This window comes from Paraburkholderia bryophila, from assembly GCF_003269035.1.
In the GTDB taxonomy this organism is placed as follows: domain Bacteria; phylum Pseudomonadota; class Gammaproteobacteria; order Burkholderiales; family Burkholderiaceae; genus Paraburkholderia; species Paraburkholderia bryophila.
This window is the reverse complement of record NZ_QLTK01000015.1, coordinates 66,493-82,513: the sequence shown is the minus strand read 5'-3', so window position 1 is coordinate 82,513 and position 16,021 is coordinate 66,493. Positions and strand designations below refer to the sequence as shown.

Sequence of the window (16,021 nt, the reverse complement as noted above, 5' to 3'; positions counted from 1 at the left end):
CCTGTCGTGACACGACTTGACGGAGCCCATCATGAGCAAAGATTCTTCAGCCCCTCCGGGGGATCTGTCGTTAGGTGGCAGCCGACACCATCAGGTCTATCCCACCCTCGACGACAGACAACTGGCGATCCTGGAGCGATATGGCGAGCGCCGCAAGCTGAAAGCGAACGACATTCTCTACGCCGAAGGCGAGCGGCACACAGCCATGTTCGTCATCCTGGCCGGCACGATCGAGGCAAGCCGAACCTCCGTTCTAGGTACGCAGATACTGGGCACGCATGGTCCCGGCAATTTCACGGGCGAGGTCGGCACGCTCGCCGGCCGCGCCGCCGCAGCCAATGCGCGCGCCATCACCGATTGCGAGGTCGTGGTGATCGACGAGGAATCGCTGCGCACGCTCGTGGTGGCGGAAGCCGAGTTGAGCGAAACCATCATGCGCGCGTATATCCTGCGCCGGGTCGCTTTCATTCAGGGCGCGCATGCCGGAGTGATGGTGATCGGTAGCACCGCCTCGGCCGCGACGCATCATGTGCGTCATTTTCTGAGCCGCAATGGTCAGCCGTCGGCGTACTTCGATCTCGTCGAACATGCCGAGACGAAAGATCTGCTGGCGCGTTACGAGGTAACGGCAGCCGAGATCCCCATTGTGGTCACCTCGCAAGGCACCGTGCTCAGGCGGCCCAGCAACCGGGCCGTCGCCGATGCGATCGGCCTGAGTCCGGACCGCTTGAACGGCGCGTCCTTCGACCTCGTCGTGGTGGGGGCGGGGCCGGCCGGACTCGCGGCCGCGGTGTATGCCGCGTCGGAAGGATTGAAGGTCGCGGTGCTGGACGTCAAGGCGCCGGGCGGCCAGGCAGGGACCAGTTCGAAGATCGAAAATTATTTCGGCTTTCCTACCGGCATATCGGGGCAGGCGTTGGCCGGTCGTGGCCTGTCGCAATGCCGCAAGTTCGGGGCGGAAGTGGGCGTGCCGATCGAGGCGTTGACGATCGATTGCGACGACGGGCGGGCCTTTCATATCGGGCTCAACTATGACGAGATCGTTCATGCGCGTGCTGTCGTGATCGCGACCGGCGCACGTTACCGGAAGCCGGAGATCAACCGGCTGGAGGAATTCGAAGGGCGCGGCGTTTACTACAGCGCAACTTTCATGGAGGCGGCGCTTTGCAACAACCACGAGGTGATCGTGGTGGGCGGCGGGAATTCGGCCGGTCAGGCCGCCGTCTTTCTGGCGAAGTTCGCGAAGCATGTGCACGTGGTCATTCGCGGCGAAGGGCTCAGTGCGAGCATGTCGGATTACCTGATTCGCCGCATCAACGTCGCGTCCAATATCACGCTTCATACGAAGACAACGATCGTCGAGTTGTGCGGCGAGTCGCAACTCGAGGCGATCAAGTGGGATCGGCAGGGGAAAATCGAACACCAGGCCGTGCGGCATGTGTTTCTTTTTCTGGGTGCCCAGCCGAGTACCAAGTGGCTCGGCAGTTGTGTCGCGCTGGACAAGGCCGGCTTCGTGCTGACCGGCGCAGCGACCGGCGCCGCATGGAAAGCGGAGCGGCCGCCGCATGATCTCGAGACCAGCACACCGGGCGTTTTTGCGGCCGGCGACGTGCGTAGCGGTTCCGTCAAGCGAGTTGCGGCGGCGGTGGGCGAGGGCGCGGCCGCTATTCAGGCCGTTCATCAGTATCTTGCGAGCTGAGGGGGGCCATGTCGGCGGGACCTGCGTCACCGCCTTCGACGGGCCGCTACCGCCTCACCGCTTCGACACCCCACCGAGATGCTCGGCCAGAAACGCCTCCATGACTTCATAGAACTCGTACTGGTTCTCTTCGTTATGGAAGCCGTGCCCTTCGTTTTCCTTGAGCATGTACTTGACGTCCACACCGCGCGCACGCAAAGCTTCGACGATCTGATCGCTCTCGGCCTGTTTGACGCGCGGATCGTTCGCGCCTTGCGCGACCAGCAGCGGCGTCACGATGCGGTCCGCGAAGAACAGCGGCGACGCGTCGTGCAATGCCTGCTTGCCTGCTTCGGTGCGCGGATCGCCGATCATCTCGTACATCATGTCGATCATCGGCTTCCAGTACGGCGGCAGCGATTCGAGCAACGTGAACAGGTTCGATACGCCGACGTAATCGACGGCCGCCGCGTAGCGATCCGGCGTGAACGCCACGCCCGCCAGCGTCGCGTAACCGCCATAACTCGCCCCGTAAATACCCACACGCGCCGGATCGACGATCCCTTGGGCCACGAGCCAGTCGACCCCGTCGTCGATATCGTTCTGCATCGTGCGGCCCCATTGCCCGAAGCTCGCTTCCCAGAAGGCGCGGCCATAGCCGACCGAACCGCGGAAATTGAGTTGCACGACCGCATAGCCGCGATTCGCCAGCAGTTGCGCTTCGACGTTGAAACCCCACGTGTCTCTCGCCCACGGACCGCCGTGCGGATTGACGATCAGCGGCAAGGGCCTGGCGATGGGTTGCCCAAGCTCGTATCCCGCCGGCAAGGTCAGATAGCCGTTGATTTGCAAGCCGTCGCGCGAGGTGAAATGAATCGGCGACATCGGCACCATATCGGCCGGATCGAGCCAGGGTTTCAGGTCCGCCAGCTTGACGAGATGCCGGCGTTCGACGTCATAGAGCCAGGTCGAACCGGCCGAGCGGTCGCTCGCGGCATGCACGATCGCGCGCGACTCATCGCGCGTCAGGCTGGCGATGCCGACTTCCTGACCCGGCAACTGCCGTTCGAGATCGGCGATCACGTCGCGCGCCCAGTCGTCGAAGAAATGACGATGAGCGCGGTCGTCCACGTAGGACGCCGCGACCAGCACGCGGCGATGTTCCGAATACGTGAGGCCGCTCACATCGACCTGCCCGGTCTCGAATAGCAAGGCGCCTTCCTGGCCGGTTTGCGGATCGAACTCGAAAATGGCGACCTTGTCGCGGCCGCGATTCGACATGACGTAGAGCGCTTTGTTGTCGAACGTGAAAAACACCGGTGAGAGGGTTTCGCGGAAGTCGGTCGTGACGACGGCACGGAAAGGCTCGGTCTCGACGTCGCGGTAGAGCAGGGTCTGGTTCACACCGTCCGACGCGATCGCGACGCGCAAGCGCCCCTCGTGGTCCGTCATCCAGCCCATGATATTGCCGGGGTTTTCGGCGATCTGCGTCAGCTCGCCGGTCCTGACGTCGGCGCGAAAGACGTCGAAGACCTGTGGGTCGCGACGATTCATCTGGATCAGCACGTGGCGATCGTCTTCGCGCAGATCGTCGACGATGCCGGCGCGCACGCCGTCGAACGGCGTCAGGTCACGCGGCTCGCCGCCGTCGATCGGCACCGACAGCACGTGGAAGTTCTCGTCGCCGCCGAAGTCCTTGACGAACAGAATCTGGTCGTTGCCCTTCCATGAGTGGCCGGGCACGTCACGTTCGGTTTCATTGGTCAAGGCGCGCGGTTCGCCCACGGGCGCGCCGTCGGCATCGATTTCCTGCACGAAGATGTTCTCGCGGCCGGAGCGCTTGGCGAGAAACGACAGGTGCCGTCCGTCGGGGGCAATGACGAACGCATGCTGGTCGGGGCGGCGGAAAAAATCGCGCACCGGGTACTGCCTGACCGTGCCGTCGTGGCCCTTAACGTTATCGTGACCTTCTGCGACCATGCCCGCCTCCGTGAATAAAAGTGCATTTGAACACGAGCGGCGACGTTATGTCGCCAGTCGTGGCAAAGCGGCTTTGCACGCAATGAGTTGATCGTCGGTGGTGGCCACGAGCCACAAGCGCGCGTGCTCCGTGATCTGGCGGTTGTGGTCCTTCAGCGGACCCATTGCGGAGACGGCTTTCCAGACCACCGGCGCGGCGCGGCTTTTTCTGCCCGACGCGGCGCCCACCAGCAGGCAGTAAGGTCCAAGCGGCAGCGACACGAACGGTAAGGCGGGGGTGGCGCGCACGCGCCAGTCGATGAAGGGGGTGTCGCTGATCAGCAGCGGCGTGGGCAGCCCGTAAAGCACGCTGAAATCGTATAGCGCCAGTTGCTCGCGTGCGTCGCTGTAGAGCCGCCTTATATCGTCGACCACCGCCGCGCGGATTTCGTCGTCGAACATGGCCTCCTGCGCGTATCGCGCAAGCGCTTCGCGAGCGGGGCTCTGATAAGCGGAGAACAGGCCGAGTTCGAGGCAGTCTTCCACCGCGCGCGAGACCTCGGCCGCGGAGCCGGCTTCCTCCGGCTTGCCCAATTGCGCGGCTCTCAGGAATCGCGCCAGTCCCGCTTCCTGGATCGCGGGTCCATGCGCGGCGGGATCGTCGGCGGCCTGCCTGTCGAGCGGCACGTAAATGTATTCCTCAGACGCGAAGTGCGATTTCTTGCCTTCGTCGAACTTGATCTCGCCGTCGGCGAAGTCCAGATAGCGAGTGCCGATCCGGCCATGCTCCCAGATCCAGTTCTTCAGTAGCGGACGTAGCGGATGCAACCTGTCTTGACCAGCCATTGAAGTCTCCTCGTGTCACAGTTCAGTTAGCTGCTGCCACGCGCGGCAAAAAATTCGCCGACGCGCTCGCTTGCCACTTCCCACAGGGCAGGCGAGCCGCGCGCGATCACGGGGCCGTATCTTTCCATGACCTGCTGCTGCGTGACCCCGTTCTCTGTCCATGTTCCGCCGTTAGACAGCGTATTGATCAACAGGGGCTGCAATCGATCCAAAGCTTTTGCAAAAATCGCCTCGGGTGTCTGCGCGGCCTCGAACTCGCGCCAGAGTTCGAGCAGCTCGCGGCCCTGGGGTTCGGGTAGCAGGCCAAAGATGCGCTCGGCGGCATGTTGTTCATCCTCTGCGATTTGCGCAGCCTGGCCGGTGGAAGCATGGATCGGATGATCGCCGGCGTCGATCTCGACCACGTCGTGAACAAGCAGAAGTTTGACGACGTGGAGCGTGTCGACGTTTTCTTTCGCATGCCCTGAGAGGATGAGCGCAAACATGCTCAGGTGCCAGGAATGCTCGGCCGAGTTTTCTTTTCGGCTCCGATCGATCAGCGGTGATTGCCGCAGAATCGACTTCAGCTTGTCCAGTTCCACGAGGAAGGCAAGCTGTTGTGCGATCTGGTCAGTGGGCAGGGGAGTCATGGATGGCGCGTTGATGGGTGGGGATGGGGAGAGCTTACCGGTCTTCTTCGTGGGATGTTGGGATTCGGGTAAGCGCTCGCGTCTAACGTCTTCTCGCGAGCGAACCACGTAGCGACAACGATTGAAGAATGTTAGCAAAGTCGAGATCCGTCGCCACGGGACGGCGCATCCTTCCAGCGCGTCGCCGACTGCCTGAATCCCCGCTTCGTCAGATGTTTGTCGACCCTGCCCACACGCCCGGCGTGCGGCCCGCCCACGGCAAACTCGCTTCGAGTTGCCCTGCCACACGGAAGAGCAGATCTTCCCGACCTGCGGACGCGACGAATTGCATGCCGATCGGCAGACCGCTCGCGTCGTCGTTAAAGAGCGGCACCGACATGGCAGGCAATCCGGCCGCGTTGAATACCGGGGTGAACGGCGAACTGCCGAACACGCGGTCAGTCCATTCGTGCCCGTTCAGGGTCTCCGCGCCGCGTGCATAGGTGCCGATACGCGGCGCAAGGTCAGGCAAGGTCGGTGTCAGCAGCATATCGTAGCGGGAGAAAAACGCTGCCACGCTACGGGTGACGGTATTGCGCAGATCGAGCGCGCGGATGATGTCGAGCCCGCTGATTTCACGTCCCGTTCGATACACCGCGAGTGTTTGCGGTTCGAGGGTCGTCGCATTGATCGTGCGACCGGTCACCGCCGCCATGTCGTCGATCCACGCCGCGATGTTGACGGCCCACAGCACCGAGCTTGCATGAACAAACGCTTCCCAGCTGACGCCCAGCGGCATCTCCGCTTCCTCGACCTCATGATCCAGCGACGCGCAGAGTCGTGCCGCCGCCGCGAGACGTTCGAGGACCACGGGCTGCGTACGCCGGCCGCCCCACGCTTGCGCCAGCACGCCGATTCGCAAGCTGCCCGGCGCGGTGCCGACCTGATCCAGATACCGCGACGTGGGCGGCGCAATCGCGAACGCCTCTCCACCGGCTGCGCCCTGCACGGCGTCGAGCAAGGCCGCGCTATCACGCACCGAGCGACTGATACCGAGCTGCACCGCAAGTCCGTTGATCGCTTCGTCCAACGCCGGACCGTTTGAGACGCGGCCACGCGTCGGCTTCAGGCCGAACGCGCCGGAACTGGCCGATGGAATGCGGATCGACCCGGCTGCGTCGGTTGCATGAGCGAGCGGCACGATGCCCGCCGCGACCGCTGCCGCCGCGCCACCGCTGGAGCCGCCGGCGCCGTGCCCGAGATGCCACGGGTTGCGCGTCGCCCCACACAGCGCGGATTCCGTCGTGCCGCTCCACGCGAACTCGGGAATCGTCGTGCGTCCTAGCGTGACGAGGCCGGCGCCGCGAAAGCGCTGCATCAGCATCGAATCCGCTGCCGGCGTGAAGCCTGAAGACAGGCGGCTGCCGAATTCGAGCTTCCTGCCGGCCATGGTCACGCCGACGTCCTTGATCAGGAACGGCACGCCTGCGAGAGGCGACCGACGCGCCAGCGCCGGCGCAACGTCCGCGAGTTCCGGCTGCCATGTTTCGATCACTGCGTTGATGTGCGGATTCACCGCCTGGCAAGCGCGAAGAGCCGCATCGGCGAGTTCTTGCGGACTGACTTCGCCGCGACCGACAAGATGGCCCAAACCGACAGCGTCGTAGTTGACGTACTCCGACAGTTTCATCATGGAATGCTCCCTGGGGATGGCAACAGGCTCGGCGCGCGCTGCCATCGTGTTGAGATACCGGTCGGTATCTTTGTGGGCTGGTATACTGATACCGAGTGGTATCACTGTCAAGGCGATATGAAGAAAATTCACGGTAGTGAAAAGGGTGTGAGCGCTTCGGCGAAATCGGCAGCGAGAGCAGCGGGGAAATTGCCTGTCAAAGCATCGGCCAGGCTCGCCGGCAAACGCGGCACGACAGCGAAGTCTTCCGGCGCGGCAAAGCAGGAGCCACCGCGCGAGCGCGTGCTTGCCGCCGCCGCCGAGCTTTTCTACAGCGAGGGAATTCGCGCCACCGGCGTCGAAGCGATCGCCGCACGCGCGAGCACCACGAAGATGGCGCTCTATCGTCACTTTCAGTCGAAAGACGCGCTGATCGTCGAATGGTTGCGTCAGGTCACCGGCCACTATTGGGCCGCGTTCGATCGTATCGAAGCGGCGCATGCCGGCGATCCGCGCGCGCAGATTCTCGGCTGGGCCACCTTCACCGCCGACGAAGTGGCGGCGTGGTCACATCGCGGTTGCCCGTTCATCAACTCGATTGCGGAGTTGCCGGACCGTGAGCATCCGGCACGGCAACTGATCGAGGAACACAAGGCGCGTCAGTGGACGCGGCTTGCCGGACTGTGTGAGGCGGCCGGGCTCGCATTGCCGGAAGAGACCGCGGACGAGATCATGATCGTGCTCGAGGGCGCGCAGGTTGTGGCGCAGAACAGGTCGGTCGCGGAGATCGGAGTTCGGGCGCGGCGGATTGTCGAGGCGATCGTCGTGCGACAAACCGCACAAACGAAACAAGCGAAGCGAAAGCCGACCAGGAAATAAATAGAGGTGAGTCTTTAACGGGCGAAAGAGTCGGCGCGTTATTCGAACCGCTCGACCAGGTAGTCGACGAAGCAGCGCACGCGTGCCGGAATATGCGCCCCGCCGACGAACACGGCATGAATATCCTCGCCGTCGCCTGGGTTAAACGCTTCCAAAAGCGGTACCGGTTGGCCGGCTTTGATCTGGTGGTCCACCGTCTCGGCGCATACGCGCGCTATACCGATGCCTTCCGTGGCGAGTTGACCCTGAGTGTCGCCATTGTCGGTCTCCACGCTGCCTTCGAGCGTCCACGAATAATCGACGCCGTCTTTGCGAAGCGGCCAGCGGGCCGCCGCGCGTTTGAAATTGACGCAGTCGTGCTCGAGCAAATCCTCCGGTACGGTTGCGCCGCATCTGCACTCATCAAGACCTTCCGAACATCAAACGAGGTCGACATGAAAACGTCCACGGGCTCCTCGGAGAAAAGGGGTCACAGGCGTTGAATTGCTTACGGGAAGGAGGCGCTGGCAGTAGGGTTTTTTTCTGTCGATCACGAATATTGGCTGGATATCTATCCGAGAATCGCTCCGCGTCTGAAGGGCGCCAGGTGAGGTGCACATTCATGTACGACCCATCCAGAAGGGCCATGCGGACGTCGATTGTCCGAAAGTGGATCCGTCACGCTCACTCAGCGGGTCGGAGCGGAATGCGCCATCGGATACGAGCCGTTCTCAAGACTCGTCGATTCCGTCCGGATAGAACGGTGGCTCATAGACAGCTGCCCGGTCAATCGGCAGCTTGCGCCGCAGGCTTTCGAGGACGATCATCGCGCCGGAACTCAATCCAAAAAGATATGTTGCACCGGTGTGTTTGAGAAGACCGTCAACGTCCTCGACATCGCGTTCAATTGAATGCCGCACGTCATATGGTCGAGGACTCAATCCACGGCCGCGTCGATCCGGCACGTACACCGTGAATCGGTCCGACAGCGAGGTGGCAAGCTGATGATAATTCCGTGCGGTTCCCATCGCGCCCTGCACAAGAACGATGCCAGGACCTTCGCCGAATGATTCATATCCGATCGATGTGCCGTCAGATGACGCAATTCGCCCGGTTGCTACTGATGTTGCTGCGGACTTTTCTGCTGTCATCACCGCTTCTCGTGGAATTGAGCGGATCGCCCGTGAAGAGCGCGATCGATGGAAAAATGGCCTCTAGGATCCGGAGGGTTCCGTACGGCCGAGTTTCACCATCTGCCGGAACATGAAGTGGGGCGCCACACGGCTGGCAATTTTCAGCAGATTGCTTACCCCTGGACGGATCTCCAGCTTCCCGGCCTCGATTCCTGCAATGGCGCGTTTTACGAGCACATCCACGTCCATACCTTTCTCGCTCTTCATTTCCTCGGCGAACTCGCGCCGGAACAGCGGCGTCTCGGTGCCCGGAGGAGCAAGCTCGACTATCGATACGGACGTGCCTTCCAGTTGCGCCCTCAGACACTGCGTATAGGCATGAAGCGCGGCTTTAGACGCGCTATACACCGGAGCGGCGGGGAACGGGATAAACGCCAGACCCGACGATACGTTCACGATCAACGCGCGCGTCTGACGGCGGAGCAAGGGAAGGAATGTCTGAGCCATCCACATCGGTCCCTTCAGATTGCCATCGATCTCGGCGGTCAGATCGTTCAATCGCCACGACTGATTCAATTTGATGTTGCGCATCGCTCCCGCGTTGTTCACGAGCGTATCCAGGGACGGAAACCGGCCCGACACTGTTTCATACAAGGATTCGATACTGGCGGGATCGCTTACGTCGCTAGCGAGAGCGTGAAGCCCGGGCACGCTCCTTACGGCGGCTTGCAGCCTGTCGGGGTGACGACCTGTCACTACCACGGTATTGCCGCGCGCAATTAGCTGTTTGGCCAGTTCCAGGCCAATCCCGCTTGTTCCACCCGTAATCAACACGGTCCTTCCGGTCATTTTCATTTGATCGCTCTCGTCTGGTGAACACGAGCGTAGTTTGAAGGGCATACTATCCAAAGGGAAGAAGGCACTTGAAAGTTAGATACTTACCAAGCGGAGAGTGTGCATATGAAGCGGGTTCCGGAATTCACGAAGGAACAGATTGCGGCGGCGCAGTACTACGCGAGTCTCACGCCACCGGTCGATCTGGATCCGCGGATCGCATCCCTCGTGAGGGATCTCATCGGCCGCGTTGCCGACAAATGGACCATGTTGATTCTCGACGTTCTGACCGAGAGGTCACCGCTCCGCTTCAGCCGCCTCAGCGAGCTCGTCGAAGGCATCAGTCAGAAGATGCTTACGCAGACCCTGCGCGCAATGGAGCGCGATGGCCTCGTGACGCGCACTGTGTATCCTGTCGTGCCACCGAAGGTCGAGTACAAGCTCACGGATCTGGGCATAACTTTGGGCGCCGCGTTTTGTGGCGTGTGGGTCTGGGCGGCGAATAATCTTGATGAGGTCGACAAGGCGCGTAGAGAGTTTGACGACCGACCAGCGCAATGACGTTCCATAGTCGACTCAAAACCGCCATCTAACGGGACACCTCATTGGTGACCGCTCCCTCCGCAGAACCGCTCATCCGCACCCGTGATATCGCCGCTTTTTCACCTGGAGGAAAAACGCCGGTCGGACACGCGAGGCAATGCTCCGTCAAAAAGTCGATGACTCCATGGACCGTATCCAGGACCGCGGAATAGAAGATAAAGGTCCCCTCCCGGCGGGCCGATACAAGATTCGCTTGCAACATGTCCTTGAGATGGAAAGACAGGCTGGACCGAACCATTCCCAGCCGCGCAGAAATCTCGCCGGCCGGCATACCGCGCGACCCCACGGCAACGAGCATCCGGAAGATGGCCAATCGCGACCGGTGTGCAATTACGCTCAAAGCGAGCATTTTGGCGTCTTCGTCCGTTTGCATGGGTGATCAGGTGTCGAAGGTCGTTTGCGCCGCCTTAGCGTGCGCGGCGAAAAAGTAATCAAGGCTCCCCGCCGGGCGTCGAATCGACGCCCGGCGAAGGTTCCGGCGACTAGGCGATCCACCCACCGTCGACCGTCAGACTTTCACCCGTCGTGTAGCCTGCTTCGGGGCTCGCCAGGTACGCTACTGCTGCCGCAATTTCCTCCGTTTTACCGAAGCGGCCGACGCTGGCGAGTTTGGTCATCGTGGCGTGGGCCTCCGTGCCAGGCTGGGGCGCCAGTTCGGTGTCGATCGGGCCAGGCTGGACCGCGTTGACGGTCACGCCGTGCTTGCCGAGCTCGCGCGAAAGACCTCGGGTGAAGCCGCGAAGGGCGAACTTCGACGCGATGTAAAGCGTCACGCCAGGCAGCGGCGCTGCTTCACCGAAAGCGGAGCCGACATTAATGATGCGCCCCCAGCCCGTCTTGATCATGCGCTTTGCCGCATCCTTCGCCAGTTCGATCGGTGCACGCACATTCAGATTGAAGTGCGTGTCATACGACGTGTCCGACGACTCGATGAAGAGTCCGTATTCGACGGTGCCCGCGTTGTTCACGAGGATGTCGAGCCGGCCTTCGAACTTGCCGCCGAAAACGCCATTCAACGAACCGATCAAGGCGGCCACACCTTCGGGGTTCGACAGATTCGCGCCGACTGCCTCGGCTTCGCCACCCGCATCGCGAATCGCCTGGACCACGTTCGTGGCGCGCTCCGGACTCGACGCATAGTGGACGATGACCGATGCACCGTCCCGTGCCAGACGGGCCGCGATGGCGGCCCCGATGCCACGAGAAGCGCCCGTCACGAGTGCAAGTTTGCCTTTCAGAGCTTGAGTCATGATTACCTTGATAGTGAGTTTGATGAGTCTGCTCACATGCCTGGTCGCAGGGACTCGCGGACTTCTGCATGTGCGCCAATGCACGCATGCACTGGTTGATGCGTATCGTCCGCTTGCGTCGCGATACCCGGTAGTCACCGGCGAGGAATAGCTTCTATTCCTGGCGCGATACGCCTTTGCGGATCGGAAGCCGATTGCAATGCCGGGTATTGCCGCGATGGGCAAAAGGGTGAAGGTGCGCCACGCGAAACATGCCCGCCCGGAATAACTGATATCGACGCGGGATGTCTTCCGTTGATGATCCTGGCTATCGTGAGCGGCCAGGCGTAACGGCCCAAACGACCTCACCACTCAAGGGGATTCGCGATGGCACTGCAGGACAGACTCGATGCATTCAAACTCGAATTCAAGGCCGGCAAGCCGCCGTATTACGCACCGCCGGACATCCACCCGATCATGGAGCGCGCGACCGCCGAACTGATCGCAAGCGGCCAGGCAGCCCGCGCGATCAAGGCAGGCGACCGTGCCCCGCAGTTCACGCTAAAGAACCAAAGTGAACGCGAGGTCTCGTCGGTCGACCTGCTCGCGCAAGGCGCCCTTGTCGTGACGTTCTATCGGGGCATATGGTGCCCGTATTGCAACATGGAGCTTCAGGCGATCAACGACGTGCTGCCGCAGATCCGCGCCTATGGGGCGAACGTGGTCGCGATCTCGCCGCAGACGCCGGTTAACAGCCGCAAGGCGGTGCGCGAGAACAAGCTGGCGTTCCCGGTGTTGAGCGACGTCAACGGCGAGACCGGCGCGGCATTTGGCCTGCGCTTCCCGCTGCCTGACTACCTCGTCGATCTGTACCGGCGGCTAAGAAACGACCTGCCGGCCTTCAACGACGATCCCAGCTGGACTCTGCCCATGCCTGCGCGGTACGTCATCGGGCAAGACGGTATCGTGCTGTACTCGGAAGTCCATCCTGACTATACGTTCAGACCCGATCCGGCCGACATGTTTGCGGTGCTCGAGAAGGCTATCGCGAAGGTGTAGAGGGGAATTGGCCCGCCTCCGGATTGTGTTGTCTTACCGTACGGCGCAGCGGCTCAATCGGCAAACGCGGATGCCGGGTCGACCTGCGTATTGTCACTGTGCTTGCCAAACAGCTGCTCGACGAAAGCGACGAACGCGCGCGCCTTCGACGTCGCCATGCGTCCGGACGGGAAGACCGCCCACACGTCGATCGGTGGCAGCGTCCACTGGGTGAGGACGGCTTGGACAGTTCCGTCGGCGAGCTCGGGGGAGAACATCCATTCCGACGCGACGGCGAGGCCCATGTGTCCGAGCACGGCTGTGCGCACGCCCTCGGCGGCACTCACGGCGACGCGGCCCGAAACGGTCACGGCGACCTCGCTGCCGTCACTGCTGCTAAACGACCAGGACTCGCCGCCGCCTCGCAGCGAATAGACGACTGCCTGGTGGCGGCTCAGTTCGGCCGGCGTCGTCGGAATGCCGGCTTCCGCAAAATAGCGCGGTGTTCCGATCACCAGCCGACGTCCGCGCAGGATGCGCCTGGCGGTCATCGCCGAGTCGTCGAGCGCGCCCATGCGCAGCGCCACGTCGACGCCCTGTTCGAGCAGATCGATAGAGCGGTCGTCGAGAATGATATCGACGCTTAGTTTCGGATGCTGGTCGAGGAAGACTTTCAGCGCGGGCAGAACATGCAGCCGCGCGAACGTGACGGCGGCACTGATCCGCAAGCGCCCCGAGAGCCCATCCGAGGTTTCCCGTACCACCTGTTCTGCCTGATCCGCCTCATCGATCGCGCGTCGTGCATGCTCGTAGAATCGCTGACCCGCATCGGTTGGCGTGAGGCCCCTCGTTGAACGCAGCAGGAGCCGGGCACCTAGATGTTCTTCCAGCTGAGCAATAGACTTGGAGACCGCCGGCTGTCCCAACTTCAAGCGCCGGGCGGCGCCGGAGAACGAGCCCGCGTCCACCACGGTTACGAAAGTTTCCATCGCCGTCATGCGGTCCATGCTGCCTTCTCCCGCAACTTGTGTGATCCAAACGCACAGTCTACCGAGCATCGGCATTTGCCGTCTTCCGGGATCACTTTCCGCGACAGAATCGGGGTAATACACAGGCGGCAAGGATCGCGACCTCGCATCGAGCGTCGCGCGTATTCATGGTCTGATCAGGCAACCGGAACGGCTGCGCTGTCTCCCAGAAGTCGCACCAGCGTTCGCGCATTCCGCTGCCCCTGGTCCTCGAAGCAGTTATTGAAAATGACATGCGTTCGCCCGGCCTTCGTCGCGATCGCGCGAATCGGCGCCGCCAGCTCGCGCAACTCGTCGTCGTCGTAATCGTAATCGAAGCGATCCGCCGCACTCGCCGCGCCTGTCGCGCTCCATGTCTGGGTGTTGCGGCCGTGCAAACGCACCATCGCAAGCTGGGGATTCGTCGCTTCCCACACGGTATGCACGCGGTTCGTCACGTCCGGCGGCGCGTCGACGATCACGTGCACGAGGCTGCGTTCACGCAGAAAATCGAGCGACCACGGCGCATGCTGGTCGTCGAACCACGACTGATTGCGAAACTCGGCGGCCATCAGATAGTCCGCCATGCGCGTGCGGCATTCGTCGACGAGCGCGAGGCCATCCGGCGCGCGCGTGATCCACGGCGCGAACTGGAACAGCACGGCGCCAAGGCGGCCGCTGACGCGCAGCGGTTCGAGTGCTTCCAGATAGCGGCGCCACAATTCGTCGAGGATCTCGGCGGGCATGTCGCGGTAGTACACGTTCTTTTTGCGCGGACCGGTGATACCTGCCGGCAGCGCCATCGCGATGTCCTTGGGCAGTGCATCGGGCGAGGTCTGATGCCCGGTGAACAGGCGGAACGCCTTGAAGTTGAAGGTGAAGCCCTCGGGTGTGCGCTCGGTCCAGAGCTGCGCATTGCTCGCCGACGGCATGGCGTAGTAAGCCGAATCGACTTCGACCAGCGGGAATTGCGACGCATAAAAGCGCAGCCGCGCTTCAGCGCTACTGCTGCCGCGCGGATAGAAGCGCTTGCAGGCGATCAGCGTCTTGTCGGTCCAGCCAGCGGTGCCGCATTGGATGTCCATAAGCGAAGCCGTGTGAATTGCGCCGCCCGCGCCGACGGCCGCGCGGCCCAGATCATTGTAGGCCACAACCTCACGGCGCAAACCCGGTTGCTCCGTTGCCGCCCGTCAGGCCCGATTCCTGCTCCCGCTACTTGTTCGCGCGCGCCAATGAGCGCAAGGTGCAACTGGACAGCACGCTGAATTCGAACATCAATAAACGCGGACCCTACCATGCCGAAGAAAACCCCCACACGCGCCAAACTACCGAAAGCCGACGCCCGCCAGGCGCTGCTGATCACACGCCGCAACGCCAGGATGGCGCGCTCCGCGCACGCGTACGTACGCGGCAACACCAGCAAGTTTTACGAATGGCTCGAAGGCATGGAGAGCCATACCTTGCCCGAAGGCCCGGCGATCTGGATCTGCGGCGATTGCCACACCGGCAACCTCGGGCCGGTGGCCGACGCGCAAGGGCGCGTCGAAATCCAGATTCGCGATCTCGACCAGACCGTGATCGGCAATCCGGCGCATGACCTGATTCGTCTCGGCCTCTCACTGGCTACCGCCGCGCGCGGTTCCGACCTGCCGGGCGTGACGACGGTGCGCATGATGGAAGCGCTTGCCGACGGCTACGAGCGCGCCTTCGACGAAGCCGCGGGCGACGCCGACATCCACGCCGAAAAGCCCGAGGCGGTGCGCGTGGTGATGAGGGAAGCGGTGCGCCGGTCGTGGCGTCATCTGGCGGAAGAACGGATCGAGGATATCGAGCCGACCATTCCGCTCGGGCCGCGCTTCTGGCCGCTGGCGAAAAGCGAGCGGCGCGAGATCGACGCGTTGTTCGAAAAGGGCACGCTGGCGCGACTGGCCACCGTGCTGCGCGGCGCCGGCGACGAAGCCGACGTGGAAGTGCTCGACGCCGCGTACTGGGTCAAGGGCTGCAGCTCGCTGGGCCGATTGCGCTACGCGGTGCTGCTCGATATCGACGGCGCCGCGCTGGAGGGCGACGATCTGTGCCTGATCGATATCAAGGAGGCCGCGCAGGCGGCGGCGCCGCGTTATCCGCGCGTGCGGATGCCGCGCGACAACGCCGAGCGGGTGGTGGAGGGCGCGCGGCATCTGTCGCCGTCGCTGGGCGAGCGGATGCGGGCGGCACGCCTCGCGGACCGCGCGGTCGTGATCCGTGAGCTGCTACCGCAGGACATGAAACTGACGATCGAACAACTGACCCGCGACGAAGCCATGAAAGCGGCACGCTTTCTCGCGCTGGTGGTAGGCAAGGCGCATGCGCGGCAGATGGATAGCGGCGAGCGCAAGGCATGGCTCACCGAACTGCGCCGCAATCGCTCGAAGACGCTCGACGCACCGGGCTGGCTGTGGACCAGCATCGTGGAACTGGTGAGCAGCCATGCGGCCGGCTACCTGGAGCATTGCCGCCGCTACGCGACCGAACGCCGGGACGACTGACAGAGCATCCCGGCAGCCTGCAACGGCA

At 62.7% G+C, this 16,021-nt stretch carries 15 protein-coding genes and 1 pseudogene; 5 read left to right on the top strand and 11 right to left on the bottom strand.

Annotated elements, in window-relative coordinates; all coding sequences use genetic code 11:
* The first annotated feature begins 31 nt into the window (after nucleotides 1-31).
* The gene (locus BX591_RS37170; RefSeq protein ID WP_111933273.1) at nucleotides 32-1,699 is read left to right on the top strand and encodes an FAD-dependent oxidoreductase; all 1,668 of its coding nucleotides are present in this window, start codon (nucleotides 32-34) and stop codon (nucleotides 1,697-1,699) included.
* A 54-nt stretch (nucleotides 1,700-1,753) separates the two neighbouring features.
* On the opposite strand, the gene BX591_RS21205 is transcribed toward BX591_RS37170, so the two are convergent.
* The 4 genes from BX591_RS21205 to BX591_RS21190 all read right to left on the bottom strand — a co-directional run bounded on the left by BX591_RS21205 (nucleotide 1,754) and on the right by BX591_RS21190 (nucleotide 6,781).
* Nucleotides 1,754-3,658 (bottom strand): alpha/beta hydrolase family protein, encoded by a 1,905-nt coding sequence (locus tag BX591_RS21205; protein ID WP_111933272.1) that lies wholly within the window; start codon nucleotides 3,656-3,658, stop codon nucleotides 1,754-1,756.
* A gap of 45 nt (nucleotides 3,659-3,703) precedes the next feature.
* On the bottom strand, nucleotides 3,704-4,483 hold the full coding sequence (locus BX591_RS21200; RefSeq protein ID WP_111933271.1) for a hypothetical protein: 780 nt from the start codon (nucleotides 4,481-4,483) through the stop codon (nucleotides 3,704-3,706).
* 26 nt (nucleotides 4,484-4,509) lie between these two features.
* Complete coding sequence (locus tag BX591_RS21195; protein ID WP_111933270.1) at nucleotides 4,510-5,112, bottom strand: HD domain-containing protein; 603 nt, start codon at nucleotides 5,110-5,112, stop codon at nucleotides 4,510-4,512.
* A gap of 208 nt (nucleotides 5,113-5,320) precedes the next feature.
* Complete coding sequence (locus tag BX591_RS21190) at nucleotides 5,321-6,781, bottom strand: amidase (protein ID WP_111933343.1); 1,461 nt, start codon at nucleotides 6,779-6,781, stop codon at nucleotides 5,321-5,323.
* 192 nt (nucleotides 6,782-6,973) lie between these two features.
* Here BX591_RS21190 and BX591_RS21185 point away from each other — a divergent pair, with 192 nt between their 5' ends.
* On the top strand, nucleotides 6,974-7,642 hold the full coding sequence (locus BX591_RS21185) for a TetR/AcrR family transcriptional regulator (RefSeq protein WP_244147081.1): 669 nt from the start codon (nucleotides 6,974-6,976) through the stop codon (nucleotides 7,640-7,642).
* A 38-nt stretch (nucleotides 7,643-7,680) separates the two neighbouring features.
* Here BX591_RS21185 and BX591_RS21180 read toward each other — a convergent pair.
* The 3 genes and pseudogenes from BX591_RS21180 to BX591_RS21170 form a co-directional block, all read right to left on the bottom strand.
* Nucleotides 7,681-8,019 (bottom strand): annotated as a pseudogene (locus BX591_RS21180) (LysR substrate-binding domain-containing protein); the annotation flags it as partial.
* Between the two features lie 333 nt (nucleotides 8,020-8,352).
* Entirely contained in the window at nucleotides 8,353-8,772 is a 420-nt protein-coding gene (locus BX591_RS21175; RefSeq protein WP_111933268.1) for an alpha/beta fold hydrolase, read from the bottom strand.
* Nucleotides 8,773-8,835: 63 nt separating this feature from the next.
* The gene (locus BX591_RS21170; RefSeq protein ID WP_111933267.1) at nucleotides 8,836-9,609 is read right to left on the bottom strand and encodes an SDR family oxidoreductase; all 774 of its coding nucleotides are present in this window, start codon (nucleotides 9,607-9,609) and stop codon (nucleotides 8,836-8,838) included.
* 105 nt (nucleotides 9,610-9,714) lie between these two features.
* Here BX591_RS21170 and BX591_RS21165 point away from each other — a divergent pair, with 105 nt between their 5' ends.
* Complete coding sequence (locus BX591_RS21165; protein ID WP_111933266.1) at nucleotides 9,715-10,149, top strand: winged helix-turn-helix transcriptional regulator; 435 nt, start codon at nucleotides 9,715-9,717, stop codon at nucleotides 10,147-10,149.
* Nucleotides 10,150-10,177: 28 nt separating this feature from the next.
* Here the strand turns inward: BX591_RS21165 and BX591_RS21160 are convergent, their stop codons facing one another.
* Nucleotides 10,178-10,564: an ArsR/SmtB family transcription factor gene (locus tag BX591_RS21160; protein ID WP_111933265.1), complete on the bottom strand. Its 387-nt coding sequence runs from the start codon at nucleotides 10,562-10,564 to the stop codon at nucleotides 10,178-10,180.
* 109 nt (nucleotides 10,565-10,673) lie between these two features.
* Nucleotides 10,674-11,441 (bottom strand): SDR family NAD(P)-dependent oxidoreductase, encoded by a 768-nt coding sequence (locus tag BX591_RS21155; protein ID WP_111933264.1) that lies wholly within the window; start codon nucleotides 11,439-11,441, stop codon nucleotides 10,674-10,676.
* 366 nt (nucleotides 11,442-11,807) lie between these two features.
* On the opposite strand from BX591_RS21155, the gene BX591_RS21150 reads away from it, so the two are divergent.
* Nucleotides 11,808-12,479, top strand: a complete 672-nt coding sequence (locus BX591_RS21150; protein WP_111933263.1) for a peroxiredoxin-like family protein — start codon at nucleotides 11,808-11,810, stop codon at nucleotides 12,477-12,479.
* A gap of 53 nt (nucleotides 12,480-12,532) precedes the next feature.
* Here BX591_RS21150 and BX591_RS21145 read toward each other — a convergent pair whose 3' ends face one another.
* Together BX591_RS21145 and BX591_RS21140 are read right to left on the bottom strand one after the other, a co-directional pair.
* Nucleotides 12,533-13,465, bottom strand: a complete 933-nt coding sequence (locus BX591_RS21145) for a LysR family transcriptional regulator (RefSeq protein WP_111933262.1) — start codon at nucleotides 13,463-13,465, stop codon at nucleotides 12,533-12,535.
* 158 nt (nucleotides 13,466-13,623) lie between these two features.
* Nucleotides 13,624-14,550: a DUF72 domain-containing protein gene (locus BX591_RS21140; protein ID WP_111933342.1), complete on the bottom strand. Its 927-nt coding sequence runs from the start codon at nucleotides 14,548-14,550 to the stop codon at nucleotides 13,624-13,626.
* Nucleotides 14,551-14,760: 210 nt separating this feature from the next.
* Between BX591_RS21140 and BX591_RS21135 the strand changes: the two genes are divergently transcribed.
* A complete protein-coding gene (locus tag BX591_RS21135) occupies nucleotides 14,761-15,993 on the top strand; it encodes a DUF2252 domain-containing protein (protein ID WP_111933261.1) in 1,233 nt (410 codons plus the stop codon).
* Nucleotides 15,994-16,021: the final 28 nt, after the last annotated feature.